Source organism: Pseudomonas sp. OST1909 (assembly GCF_015277575.1).
Lineage (GTDB): Bacteria > Pseudomonadota > Gammaproteobacteria > Pseudomonadales > Pseudomonadaceae > Aquipseudomonas > Aquipseudomonas synxantha_A.
The window spans coordinates 1,997,759-2,009,739 of sequence record NZ_CP063780.1; the positions used below are offsets into that span (position 1 = coordinate 1,997,759).

Here is an 11,981-nt window from a genome sequence, read left to right on the forward strand (position 1 = left end):
CCCTGCTCGTCGTAACGGGAGCTGTATGTCGATACCACGTTTGAAGTCTTACCTATCCATAGTCGCCACAGTGCTGGTACTGGGTCAGGCCTTGCCTGCGCAAGCAGTTGAGCTGCCTGACTTCACCCAACTGGTAGAGCAAGCCTCACCGGCCGTGGTGAATATCAGTACCACCCAGAAACTGCCGGATCGCAAAGTTTCGAACCAGCAGATGCCCGACCTGGAAGGCTTGCCGCCCATGCTGCGCGAGTTCTTCGAGCGCGGTATGCCGCAACCGCGCACCCCTCGTGGTGGCGGTGGTCAGCGCGAAGCCCAATCCCTGGGTTCGGGCTTCATCATTTCGCCTGACGGCTATATCCTGACCAACAACCACGTGATTGCCGATGCCGACGAAATCCTCGTGCGCCTGGCTGATCGCAGTGAACTCAAGGCCAAGCTGATCGGTACCGACCCGCGTTCCGACGTAGCCTTGCTTAAAATCGATGGCAAGGACCTGCCGGTTCTCAAGCTGGGCAAATCCCAGGACTTGAAGGCCGGCCAATGGGTCGTCGCGATCGGTTCGCCGTTCGGCTTTGACCATACCGTCACCCAGGGTATCGTCAGTGCTATTGGTCGCAGCCTGCCGAATGAAAACTACGTACCGTTTATCCAGACCGACGTGCCGATCAACCCGGGCAACTCTGGGGGGCCATTGTTCAACCTGGCTGGCGAAGTGGTAGGCATCAACTCACAGATCTACACCCGTTCCGGTGGTTTCATGGGCGTGTCTTTCGCGATCCCGATCGACGTGGCCATGGACGTCTCCAATCAGCTCAAAAGCGGTGGCAAAGTCAGCCGTGGCTGGTTGGGCGTAGTGATCCAGGAAGTCAACAAAGACCTGGCTGAATCCTTCGGCCTCGACAAGCCGGCCGGTGCTCTGGTTGCGCAAATCCAGGACAATGGTCCAGCGGCCAAAGGCGGCCTGAAAGTCGGCGACGTGATTCTGAGCATGAACGGCCAACCCATCGTTATGTCGGCGGACCTGCCTCATCTGGTCGGCGCGCTCAAGGCCGGCGGCAAAGCCAAACTGGAAGTGATTCGTGACGGCAAGCGCCAGAACGTGGAGCTGACCGTCGGTGCGATCCCGGAAGAAGGCGCGACGCTGGATGCCCTGGGTAATGCCAAGCCGGGTGCAGAGCGCAGCAGTAACCGCCTGGGCATCGCCGTGGTTGAACTGACCGCCGAGCAGAAGAAGACGTTTGACCTGCAAAGCGGTGTGGTGATCAAGGAAGTCCAGGACGGCCCAGCCGCCTTGATCGGCCTGCAGCCGGGCGACGTGATCACTCACCTGAACAATCAGGCGATCAACACCACCAAGGAGTTCACCGACATCGCCAAGGCGTTGCCGAAGAACCGTTCGGTGTCGATGCGCGTACTGCGTCAAGGTCGTGCCAGCTTCATCACCTTCAAGTTGGCCGAGTAATCGTCAAGCCTGCATTGCAATAGAAACAAAAAGCCCCGCTGCCGGTTAACGGCAGCGGGGCTTTTTTGTGGGTGACGGGTTTAGCTCATCATCCCTTTCACCAGGCGTTCCTGTTCGATCAGCTCACGCTGACGTGCGTCGATACGTGAGGACAGTGGGAAATTACTGCCTGCGCGGCGCTTGGCAAAGTCCAGTTGCTGGATGGCCTGCTGGAAGTCCCCTACCAGTGCGAAGTATTCGGCGCGGGCCTGATGCAAGCCGATGATGTTGCCGGACAGGCCGCGTGTTTCGGCCACCTGATACCACACGTCCGGATCGTCGGGGCGTGACTTGAGCAAGCCATCCAGCGCCTTTTCGGCATCGGCGGTGCGGTTCTGCTTAAGCAGCAGGTCTACCCGCACCTGGTTCAGCGGATAGTTGCTGGGGTACTGGGTGAGCATACGGTCAGTCCGTTGCTGGGCATCCGCCATGCGGTTGCTGGTGATGTCCAGTTCGATCTGCGCCAGATTGTAGGTGATGTCATTGGGTGCCTTGGCGAGCAGCGGTGCCAGGCTTTCCCGTGCTTCCTTGAGTTGGACTCCCTTGATCTGCGCAATGGCGAGGCCATAACGCGCTACATCGTTTTTGGGGTTGTCGTCCAACTGCGCCTGGAAGCGCTTGGCAGCCAGGCCAGGCGTGTCTTCGTATTTCAATTGCACGCGTGCGCGAATCAGTTGATAGCGCAGGCTGTCTTCCTTGCCGCCGAGTTTGGCCTGTTCGGCGCGATTGCGGGTGTCGGCAATACGCGATTCGGTCACTGGGTGCGTCAACAGGAACTCCGGTGGCTTGGCATCGAAGCGGTACTGACGCATCAGGCGTTCGAACATGGTGGGCATCGACCGCGGGTCGTAGCCGGCTTTCTCCAGGTTGAGGATGCCGATGCGGTCTGCCTCTTGTTCGTTCTGCCGGGAGAACCGGCGCTGCTCCTGGATCGCAGCCGCTTGTGAGCCGGCAATTGCGGCGATACCCGCATCGCCGGCACCCGCGGCGGCGGCAATAATGCCGCCAAGCAGCGCCGCCATCATTGGCAGTTGCATGCGTGACTGGGCTTCCACGCCCCTGGCAAAGTGGCGCTGGGACAAGTGCGCCAGTTCGTGGGCCAGTACCGACGCGTATTCACCTTCGGTCTGGGCATTGAGGAACAAGCCGCCGTTCACCCCAATGATCCCGCCGGGTGCCGCAAAGGCGTTGAGCTGCGGGCTGTTGATCAGGATGAATTCCAGGCGCCGATCGTTGACCTGGCTGGTCTCCACCAGCTTGTACACGCTGGTTTCTACGTAGTCCTTGAGTTGCGGGTCATTAAGCTGCGACACCTGACCGCGCAAATAGGCCAGCCAGGCGCGGCCCAGTTGATATTCCTGTTGGGGCGAGACAATGGCAGAACTGGCGTCACCAAGTGACGGCAGCTCATCGGCGAAGGCCGGGGAGGCCAGCAGGCAGGCCAGCGTCAGCAGGGTAGGGCGCAAAAAAGTCATGCACAAAGCCTTTCGACAAAGAGCTTACTGTAGCCGGACACTGCGCCTGGGACCAGATATTCTAAGCAGCCCAAATGTTTGCCTGGAGTAACACCATGACCGACGCTGTAGCCTTTGACGCCGAACTCGATGCCAGCGGCCTCAACTGCCCGTTGCCCCTGCTCAAGGCCAAGATGGAACTCAATAAAATGGCCCGCGGTGCGGTGCTCAAGGTGACCGCCACCGACGCTGGCTCCCAGCGTGACTTCCGCACCTTTGCCAAACTCGCCGGCCACACTCTGGAGCACGAAGAAGAAGCCGAGGGTGTGTACCGGTATTGGTTGCGCAAGGCCTGACGGCCTTATCGACGCACAATCAGGCCTTGTTCAGCGCCTGCGCTGCCGCCAACACGGCATCCACATGCCCCGGCACTTTCACGCCACGCCATTCCTGACGCAGCACGCCTTCGCTGTCGATCAGAAAGGTGCTGCGATCAACGCCCAGGTATTCCTTGCCGTACAGCTTCTTGAGCTTGATCACATCAAACAGCTGGCAGACCGCTTCGTCCTTGTCGCTGATCAGCTCGAAAGGAAATTCCTGCTTGGCCTTGAAGTTCTCGTGGGACTTCACGCTGTCACGCGACACACCAAACACTTCAGTGTTGGCGGCCTGGAAAGCTGCGTATTGGTCACGAAAGCCCTGGCCTTCAGTGGTGCAGCCCGGGGTGCTGTCCTTGGGGTAGAAGTAGATCACCACTTGCTTGCCCTTGAGAGCTGCGAGGCTGAAAGTCTGGCCGCTGGTGGCCTGGGCTTCGAAGTCGGCGACAGGTTTATCGATGGCTACCGGCATGACTGGCATGAATAGATGCTTCCTTACATTGGGTTCTGTGGGCGCCATGGCTCGATCAGCGCGTCGAGGTTCAGGGCATCGGCGAAATCCAGGAACTGGTCGCGCAACCAACTGATCTGTACGCCGGCCGGCAGGGTCACGGTGAACGTGGCGTTGAGCATGGTGCCGCCGGTTTGCGGGGCCTGGTAGGTGTCGCAGGTCAGGTTTTCCAGCTCGACGTTGTGGTCGATGAAGAACTGGCACAACTCGTTGACGATGTCCGAGCGGTAGGCCGAGCTGACATACGCCACATAAGGCAGGGCCTGCGGGCGGTTTTCCAGGGCTGCGCTGCGCACTACGTTGACGGTGAAATCGTGTTTCTTGGCCAGGCCCGGCAGGCCGGTTTCGAGGCGCGCCAAGGCGTCCCAGGAACCGGAAATCTGCAAGACCAGCGCGCTGCACTCGCCGTGGCGGGTGAGGCGGGAGGTTACGACGGCGCAGCGGTTCTCATGGCTGGCGCGGCACAGGACGTTGGTCAGCTCCATGGGGTTGGCGCCGAGGGCACTGATAACAAGGAATTGTTCGCGAACTGTGGGGGTGGACATGCAGCCTTCCTAAAGCGATGAGCGGTCAATACTGTGTGGGCCGTATCGATCAAAGGATCAAGGGTAGCGAAAAGCGTCGCCAAGGGCTAGGAGGTGGCGTTTTCATTGCGTGATCGGCCGGCTTGAAGCGGTGCTTTGGCCCAATGATGGCATTGCCCGACGTTTAGTTGCTCCAGAACGCATCCTCACGCGGTACTTCGCTTGTACAAGCATCTTGGCGCCAGTACCATTACGGCTCTCTTTTTCCGGCAGGAGCGGTTGCATGATTGCGGGCAGTATGGTGGCACTGGTCACACCCATGGATGCACAAGGTCGTCTCGACTGGGACAGCCTGGGCAAACTGGTGGACTTCCACCTGCAAGAGGGCACCAACGCCATCGTGGCGGTCGGCACCACAGGTGAATCGGCCACCCTCGATGTGGAAGAACACATCCAGGTGATCGAGTTCGTGGTCAAGCGCGTTGCGGGCCGCATCGCCGTGATCGCCGGAACGGGCGCCAACTCCACGCGCGAAGCGATCGAGCTGACTCGCAACGCCAAGAAAGCCGGCGCCGATGCGTGCCTGCTGGTGACCCCGTACTACAACAAGCCGACCCAGGAAGGCTTGTACCAGCACTTCAAAGCCATCGCCGAAGCCGTCCAGATCCCGCAGATCCTCTATAACGTACCGGGTCGTACCGCGTGCGATATGAAGGCCGAGACCGTGATCCGCCTGTCCACCGTGCCGAACATCATCGGTATCAAGGAAGCCACTGGCGACCTGCAGCGCGCCAAGGACATCCTGGCCGGCGTGAGCAGTGACTTCCTGGTGTATTCCGGTGACGACGCCACCGCTGTCGAACTGATCCTGCTGGGTGGCAAGGGCAACATCTCCGTGACCGCCAACGTGGCTCCGCGTGCCATGAGCGAAATGTGCGCGGCCGCCATCGCCGGCGATGCCGCGACGGCCCGTGCGATCCACGAGAAGCTGATGCCGCTCAACAAGACACTGTTTATCGAATCCAATCCTATTCCCGTGAAATGGGCGCTGACTGAGATGGGCCTGATGCCGGACGGTATCCGTCTGCCGCTCACCCGGCTCAGCGAAGCCTGTCACGAACCGCTGCGACAGGCCCTGCGCCAGTCCGGCGTCCTGGTTTAATTGAGGAAGCACTACGCATGAAGCGATTGGCCGGACTTTCCGCACTTGCCTTGATTATCTCCAGCACCAGTGGCTGCGGTTGGGTATGGGGCCCGGAAGGCTACTTCCGTGACCGCGGCAGCGATTACCTGGAAGCGCAAGCAACCAAACCGATGCAGTTGCCGCCTGATGTCAATGTCGCCAAGCGTCTTGACCCCTTGTTGCCGATCCCACGCAACGTCGCCGACGACACCGTCAAGGGCGAGTACGTAGTACCGCGCCCGCAGCCGATCACGGCAGTGGCCGATGCCAGCGACTACAGCCTGCAGAAAAGTGGCGACAACCGCTGGATCGTGGCTCAGCGCCCACCTGCCGAAGTCTGGCCGGTGGCAGTGCAGTTCTTCCAGGACAACGGTTTCCGTCTCGACCAGCAACGCCCGCAAACCGGTGAGTTCACCACGGCGTGGCAGCAAGGCCGCGAGTTGTCCGCCAACATGGCTCAGCGCCTGCTGGCCGGCGGTGTGGCCGCCGACAGCGAGGCCCGTGTGCGTGTGCGCATCGAGCCAGGCGTGCAGCGCAATACCAGTGAAGTCTATGTGGTCAGCGCCGAGCGCCCTGCCGGCAGCACGGCCAACGTCGATTTCACCCCGCGTTCGGTCAACACCGGCGTCGATGCCGCGCTGGTCGACGAGATGCTCGCCAGCATGAGCCGTATCTCCGAGAAGGGCGGTTCCGTTTCCCTGCTCGCCGCCCGTGACTACGACACCCCTAACCGCGTCAGCCTCACCGAAGACGGCAGCGGTAACGTGGTGCTCAACCTGGGTGAAGACCTCGACCGTGCCTGGGCCAGTGTTGGCCGTGCGTTGGAGCAAGGCCCTTGGCGCGTTGAAGACATCAACCGCAGCCTGGGCCTGTACTACATCAACGTGGCTGAAAAGGCCGAGAAGAAAGACGACGAGCCAGGTTTCTTCGGCAAACTGTTCGGCAGCGCGCCGACCAAGGAAGAGATCGAAACCCGTGCCGAGCGTTATCAGGTTCGTTTGAGCAAGGTTGGCGAAAGCGTGCAAGTCACCGTCGAGAAGAACATCAATACCGTCGCGCCAGCTGAGACAGCGCGCAAAGTGTTGGGCGTGATTCAAGACAACCTGGGCTGATTCGGTGCGTTTTGCCGTTCTCGGCAGCGGTAGCCAAGGGAACGGTACGCTGGTCGCCCACGATGACACGTACGTGCTGGTCGATTGTGGTTTCTCGTTAAGAGAAACCGAGCGACGCCTGCTGCGCCTCGGGGTTCACCCCACGCAGTTGAGCGCAATTCTGGTCACCCACGAACATGCCGACCACGTGCATGGCGTGGGTTTACTGTCTCGGCGCTACAATCTGCCGGTGTACTTGAGTCGCGGCACGCTGCGCGGGATGCGCAAGCCCATCGAGCCGGCAGGTTTTCTGGCCGGTGGCGAGCAACTGCAAATCGGTGCCTTGAGCATCAATGTCATCGCGGTTGCCCACGATGCCCAGGAGCCCACGCAATACGTATTCAGTGACGGCCAGCGGCGTTTCGGCGTGCTGACCGACCTGGGTTCCTACTGCGCCAGGGTGCTGGACGGTTACCGGGACCTCGATGCCTTGATGATCGAGTCCAACCACTGCAGGGATCTGCTGGCGCGCGGCCACTACCCTTACTTTCTCAAGCAGCGGGTGGGCGGCGAGCTGGGACATTTGAACAATCACCAGGCGGCGTACCTGGTGTATGAGTTGGGCTGGCAAGACCTGCAACACCTGGTCCTGGCTCACCTCAGCAGCAAGAACAACCTGCCGACGCTTGCCCGGCAATGTTTTGTCGACACCCTCGGGTGCGACCCGGACTGGCTGCAACTGGCCGATCAAGATTCAGGGCTCGACTGGCGACACATCGCCTAGCCCACCTTACTCAAAGCGGAGCCCATCATGGAAAAACGTGAAGAACTCTACCGCGGCAAAGCCAAGTCGGTGTACAAGACCGACGACGCCAACCGCCTGATCCTGCTGTTTCGCAACGACACCTCGGCGTTCGACGGTAAGCGCATCGAACAGCTTGATCGCAAGGGCATGGTGAACAACAAGTTCAACGCCTTCATCATGCAGAAGCTCGAAGCGGCCGGTATCCCGACCCAATTCGACAAACTGCTGGGCGACAACGAGTGCCTGGTCAAGAAGCTCGACATGATCCCGGTGGAATGCGTCGTGCGTAACTACGCTGCCGGCAGCCTGGTCAAGCGCCTGGGCGTGGAAGAGGGCCTCAAGCTCAACCCTTACACGTTCGAACTGTTCCTGAAGGACGACGCCAAGGGCGACCCGTTCATCAACGAATCCCACGTTGTGGCGTTCGGCTGGGGCACCGCTGAACAACTGGCGCGCATGAAAGAGTTGTCCCTCAAGGTCAACGACGTGCTGACCAAGCTGTTCGACGACGCAGGCCTGTTGCTGGTGGACTTCAAGCTCGAATTCGGCGTGTTCCACGACGGCTCCATCGTCCTGGGCGACGAATTCAGCCCGGATGGCTGCCGCCTGTGGGACAAGGACACCAAGAAGAAGATGGACAAAGACCGCTTCCGCCAGGGTCTCGGTGACGTGATCGAAGCTTACGAAGAAGTCGCCAATCGTCTCGGCGTACCGCTGTAATCGACGCAAGCATCTGATAGCACGGAAAAAAATCGCTTCGGCGCTTTGCATCCATCAATCATGCTGTTATGATGCGCGCCGTTGGAGAGATGCCAGAGTGGCCGAATGGGACGGATTCGAAATCCGTTGTACCTTCACCGGTACCTAGGGTTCGAATCCCTATCTCTCCGCCATTACTTATAAACAGAAACCCCCAATAACTTAAAGGTTGTTGGGGGTTTTTGTTTTTGTAGCAGAAATGCTCAGGTGAATTCTGCTACGGTCGTGATTACCTGATGACAATGCGGGTCAATCATGAATTTTGAAAAAGTGCTCACGCATTTGCAGGCTAACCTTCCAGGTCTTTTGGCAGTGTACGTCTTTGGCAGCCAGGCGACGGGCGAGGCAAATGCCGACAGCGATCTTGACTTGGCTGTGCTGATTGAGGGAAGCATTGACCCACTGCAACTGTGGCGCCTATGCGGGGAATTAGCGGATATCGTCAAGGTCCCCGTCGATTTGCTGGACTTACGCGCAGCCTCGACGGTCATGCAATACCAAGTCATAACGACAGGGCGCCGCCTCTGGAGCAAGGACAGTCAGGCGGGTATCTTTGAGAGCTACATACTCAGCGAGAAAACTGCATTGGATTGCGCCAGGGCAGAGCTGCTAGTCGACATTCAAAAGGATGGAACGGTATATGGCCGATGATGTACTCATCAACAAGGCTGCCAGTATTGAGCGTTGCGTTGCTCGTGCTCGGGAGGAGTACGAAAAGGATCCAGCCAGTTTTTCCACTGACTTCACCCGTCAAGATGCGGCCATTCTCAATATTCAGCGTGCCTGCGAGGCGGCTCTAGACATGGGGCAACATCTGATTCGTCGTGAGCGCCTCGGTGTCCCCCAAAGTGCTCGTGACGTGTTTGAGCTGCTGGCGCAGGGAGGATGGGTGAATCCTTCCTTACTGACTAACCTGAAAAACATGGTCGGTTTCCGCAATATCGCGGTGCATGAGTATCAGACGCTTCAGTTGCCTATTGCCGTTGCGATCATCACCAAACATTTGGGCGATTTCCTGGCATTCAGTGCACATGTCTTGACTAAGGACGCGGGCCAGTGAGCCGATTCAAATGGCCCGCGGTAAAATCAAGGCTACAGGTCGTCTAGAGAAACCTTCACTCGCTGAGCAGACGCCTGGCGCTCACGTACGGTCGCTATCAACGCTTCATCCTCTTTTGCCGGGCGCTTTTTGTCCGATTCTTTTACCGTTTCCCTTTGTCTTTTCTTCGCCTCTTGCTCGGTTACGTATTCACCTGTGACCGCATCGCGATATCTCGTTGGCATATCAGCATCCTTGACAGTATGTCGCCACGGCGGCGACCTTTTTGAGGCTAGCTTGCAGGCTTGTGCACACAAGCTTCCTCGCCGGAATTCTGGTTACCAAGCTTTTCCGAAACAGGTGCTTACGTTGTGCCGGTTCGACAGTTTTCCAGCAGGGTTGCGTTGACTGGGGCAGGACGCTAACCTTTCGCCGTCGCCCTCATGGCGACCGGTTTTGACAGACTGATTTACAGGTGTACGACCTCCATGCGATTACAGCGTTTCTGCTGTGACGTCGTTTTATGGCGGCTGTGCGTGGGGCATCTTCGGGTGCGCCGGGTCCTGTATACCGGTCTGTCAACCCGCGCATAGCTGCCACCTGATTCTGTTTGACAGCGGGATGTGGCAGCTCCCATTGCATACAGGAGCTACACAATGAGCAATCTCGATTCTGACTCCGAATTTTCCCCTCGGAAAATCTTCCATGTAGGTGCAGATGTCGGCACCGAAGAAGCCCTCACCAACGCCACCGAAATCCTTTCATCCGCCCTGCAAACCGCCTATCAATGCGCCGAAGATCCTGACAGCACGCAGTCGCCGGTGATCATGGCCCTGGCTCAATTGATCGAAAACGCGCAAATGCTGGTGGATGCCGTCCTCGAGCGTGATTTCCCCACGGCCAAATAAGTACCTGCTCCCTGAAACGAAAAAAGCCTGCTGAACTCAATGCTCAGCAGGCTTTTTTGCGCATCTCTAACCCGGTCAGGCAGGCTGCGCCACCAGGCTATTGCTGACCTTGCGCCCCAATACCAGCACGGTCGCAAACCCGAACCCCACCAACACCGTGGCCAGGCTCAACAACACCGAGCTGCCCATCTGGTCGACGATGCGCCCGCCAAAGAACGAGCCCAGGGCAATGATCACCTGAAACAGCGCCACAAACAGTGGCATGCCGCGTTCGACATCCTTGGGGGCCACGACAAACATCCAGATGCTGGCGCAAGCCGGGAAGGCGCCGAAGGCGAAACCCCAGAGTGCGATCAGCATCGAGGCGCCTGTCAGGCCGGTGGCGAAGTAGGGGAACAGTGCGGTGCTGGTACCGATCATCAACGCAACCAGCAGCAGGGTGTGACGTACGCTGCGGTTGGCGGCGAAACCGGCAAAGATATTGCCCATTACCCCGGCCACACCGTAGAGCAGCAGCAATGAACCAATTGTCGGGCCGTCAAAGCCGGAGCTGTGTTTGAAGAAGGGGGCGACATAGGTATACGCAGCAAAGTGCGCCAGGCCGATCAGCAATACAGCGATCAAGCCGACTCGCGCCTGTGGGTTGATAAACAACGCGGGCAAGTCACGAATCTCAATGGCCTTTTCCGGCGTCAGTCGCGGTAGCAGGAAGATCTGCGCGAGCAGCACCGGAATGCCCACCAACGCAGTAACCAGGAAGGTCATGCGCCAGCCCATCAGTCCACTGAGCCAGGTGCCGACGGGCACGCCCAGTACGGTGGCGAGCGTTACGCCCATCATGATGATCGAGGTGGCTTTCGCAACCCCAACGCCTTTGGGCGCCAGCCGCCCGCTGAGGGCAATGGCCGTGGCCCAGAAGCCGCCGATGCTGATGCCGAGCAATACACGGCCGAACAGCAGCAGGCTGAAATCGTTAGCTAAGGCCACCACCGAGTTGGCGATGATCATCACCAGTGTCAGGCCGATCAGCAGGTAGCGACGGTCCATGGCACCAATGCTGACCGACAGAAACGGCGCGGCGAGGGCGGCCATGATGCCGGGCAATGTGACCATCAACCCGGCGTGACCGGCACTGATGCCCAGGTCGCTGGCGACGTCGTTGAGTACGCCCACCGGCAGAAATTCACTGGTCACCAGGGCGAAGGCACCCACGGCGACCGAAAGAATCGCCAGCCACTGCTGTTTGACGCTTTGTTGATTATGTTCGGGAAGCCCGCTAGGGGCCTGGCTCGCGCTTGGCATGGGATTGGGTTCCGGGAGGAATGTCGCCTGAAGCCAGGCGAGGAGGGAATTTGGAGCGATTATAGGAATCAGTGGCGGCAATCGTTCAGGCGCTCGTTTCGATAGTAATCATCAGTGCTATCGATGTGAGATTTAAAGAGCCTTGAATCTGCCGCACAAACGAAAAAGCCCGTCGCTGGGTCAACTCCGGGCTTTTCCGGGTATGACGATGTTTAAGGCGCAGCGGTGGAGTCTTATTTTAGCTAGCCAACGCATTCAGTACATGGACTGGGTCATTATGGATAGCTTTCAACAATGCCTTTGCTGGTCCGGTAGGCTCACGACGACCCTGCTCCCAGTTCCGTAACGTGCCAAGTTGCACATCAATCAGCGCTGCGAATTTAGCCTGGGTTAGCCCTGTCGCCTTACGGATCTCTTTGACTCGCATTGAATCAACATGGAACTCACGAGAAGGTTCGCGTTCTCCGCGCAGGATCTCGTTCATCTCTTGAACGCTTTCCATCAGTTCATCAAAAAATCTGCTCATA

15 protein-coding genes and 1 tRNA gene are annotated in these 11,981 nt (G+C 58.8%); 10 read left to right on the top strand and 6 right to left on the bottom strand.

What is annotated here, in order from left to right; translation table 11 throughout:
• Window positions 1–25: 25 nt before the first annotated feature.
• Window positions 26–1,462, top strand: a complete 1,437-nt coding sequence (locus IH404_RS08705; protein WP_005786015.1) for a DegQ family serine endoprotease — start codon at window positions 26–28, stop codon at window positions 1,460–1,462.
• An 80-nt stretch (window positions 1,463–1,542) separates the two neighbouring features.
• On the opposite strand, the gene IH404_RS08710 is transcribed toward IH404_RS08705, so the two are convergent.
• Window positions 1,543–2,976 (bottom strand): M48 family metalloprotease, encoded by a 1,434-nt coding sequence (locus tag IH404_RS08710; RefSeq protein ID WP_005786017.1) that lies wholly within the window; start codon window positions 2,974–2,976, stop codon window positions 1,543–1,545.
• A 95-nt stretch (window positions 2,977–3,071) separates the two neighbouring features.
• Between IH404_RS08710 and IH404_RS08715 the strand changes: the two genes are divergently transcribed.
• Window positions 3,072–3,311, top strand: coding sequence for a sulfurtransferase TusA family protein (locus IH404_RS08715; protein WP_005786019.1), 240 nt, complete (start codon window positions 3,072–3,074; stop codon window positions 3,309–3,311).
• A gap of 19 nt (window positions 3,312–3,330) precedes the next feature.
• Here IH404_RS08715 and IH404_RS08720 read toward each other — a convergent pair whose 3' ends face one another.
• Together IH404_RS08720 and IH404_RS08725 are read right to left on the bottom strand one after the other, a co-directional pair.
• Window positions 3,331–3,804: a peroxiredoxin gene (locus IH404_RS08720; protein ID WP_005786022.1), complete on the bottom strand. Its 474-nt coding sequence runs from the start codon at window positions 3,802–3,804 to the stop codon at window positions 3,331–3,333.
• A 23-nt stretch (window positions 3,805–3,827) separates the two neighbouring features.
• The gene (locus IH404_RS08725) at window positions 3,828–4,388 is read right to left on the bottom strand and encodes a glycine cleavage system protein R (protein ID WP_003189463.1); all 561 of its coding nucleotides are present in this window, start codon (window positions 4,386–4,388) and stop codon (window positions 3,828–3,830) included.
• Between the two features lie 262 nt (window positions 4,389–4,650).
• On the opposite strand from IH404_RS08725, the gene dapA reads away from it, so the two are divergent.
• From dapA to IH404_RS08760, 7 genes are all read left to right on the top strand, one after another.
• Window positions 4,651–5,529 carry a 4-hydroxy-tetrahydrodipicolinate synthase gene (dapA, locus tag IH404_RS08730; protein WP_005786024.1) on the top strand — a complete coding sequence of 293 codons (879 nt, stop codon included), beginning with the start codon at window positions 4,651–4,653 and terminating at the stop codon, window positions 5,527–5,529.
• A gap of 17 nt (window positions 5,530–5,546) precedes the next feature.
• Entirely contained in the window at window positions 5,547–6,662 is a 1,116-nt protein-coding gene (bamC, locus tag IH404_RS08735) for an outer membrane protein assembly factor BamC (protein WP_005786026.1), read from the top strand.
• A 4-nt stretch (window positions 6,663–6,666) separates the two neighbouring features.
• A complete protein-coding gene (locus IH404_RS08740) occupies window positions 6,667–7,425 on the top strand; it encodes an MBL fold metallo-hydrolase (RefSeq protein WP_005786028.1) in 759 nt (252 codons plus the stop codon).
• A gap of 27 nt (window positions 7,426–7,452) precedes the next feature.
• Window positions 7,453–8,166 carry a phosphoribosylaminoimidazolesuccinocarboxamide synthase gene (purC, locus tag IH404_RS08745; RefSeq protein WP_005786030.1) on the top strand — a complete coding sequence of 238 codons (714 nt, stop codon included), beginning with the start codon at window positions 7,453–7,455 and terminating at the stop codon, window positions 8,164–8,166.
• 83 nt (window positions 8,167–8,249) lie between these two features.
• Window positions 8,250–8,339, top strand: a tRNA-Ser gene (locus IH404_RS08750).
• 121 nt (window positions 8,340–8,460) lie between these two features.
• A complete protein-coding gene (locus tag IH404_RS08755; protein ID WP_005786031.1) occupies window positions 8,461–8,856 on the top strand; it encodes a nucleotidyltransferase domain-containing protein in 396 nt (131 codons plus the stop codon).
• Window positions 8,846–9,265, top strand: coding sequence for a DUF86 domain-containing protein (locus IH404_RS08760; RefSeq protein WP_194440292.1), 420 nt, complete (start codon window positions 8,846–8,848; stop codon window positions 9,263–9,265). Before IH404_RS08755 ends, IH404_RS08760 begins: the two co-directional genes overlap by 11 nt.
• A gap of 32 nt (window positions 9,266–9,297) precedes the next feature.
• On the opposite strand, the gene IH404_RS28010 is transcribed toward IH404_RS08760, so the two are convergent.
• The gene (locus IH404_RS28010; protein WP_157264131.1) at window positions 9,298–9,489 is read right to left on the bottom strand and encodes a hypothetical protein; all 192 of its coding nucleotides are present in this window, start codon (window positions 9,487–9,489) and stop codon (window positions 9,298–9,300) included.
• Between the two features lie 411 nt (window positions 9,490–9,900).
• On the opposite strand from IH404_RS28010, the gene IH404_RS08775 reads away from it, so the two are divergent.
• The gene (locus tag IH404_RS08775; RefSeq protein ID WP_005786036.1) at window positions 9,901–10,152 is read left to right on the top strand and encodes a hypothetical protein; all 252 of its coding nucleotides are present in this window, start codon (window positions 9,901–9,903) and stop codon (window positions 10,150–10,152) included.
• A 75-nt stretch (window positions 10,153–10,227) separates the two neighbouring features.
• Here IH404_RS08775 and IH404_RS08780 read toward each other — a convergent pair whose 3' ends face one another.
• Window positions 10,228–11,454, bottom strand: coding sequence for an MFS transporter (locus tag IH404_RS08780; RefSeq protein WP_005786037.1), 1,227 nt, complete (start codon window positions 11,452–11,454; stop codon window positions 10,228–10,230).
• Window positions 11,455–11,692: 238 nt separating this feature from the next.
• Complete coding sequence (nadS, locus tag IH404_RS08785) at window positions 11,693–11,980, bottom strand: NadS family protein (RefSeq protein ID WP_003189536.1); 288 nt, start codon at window positions 11,978–11,980, stop codon at window positions 11,693–11,695.
• Between the last annotated feature and the right edge of the window lies 1 nt (window position 11,981).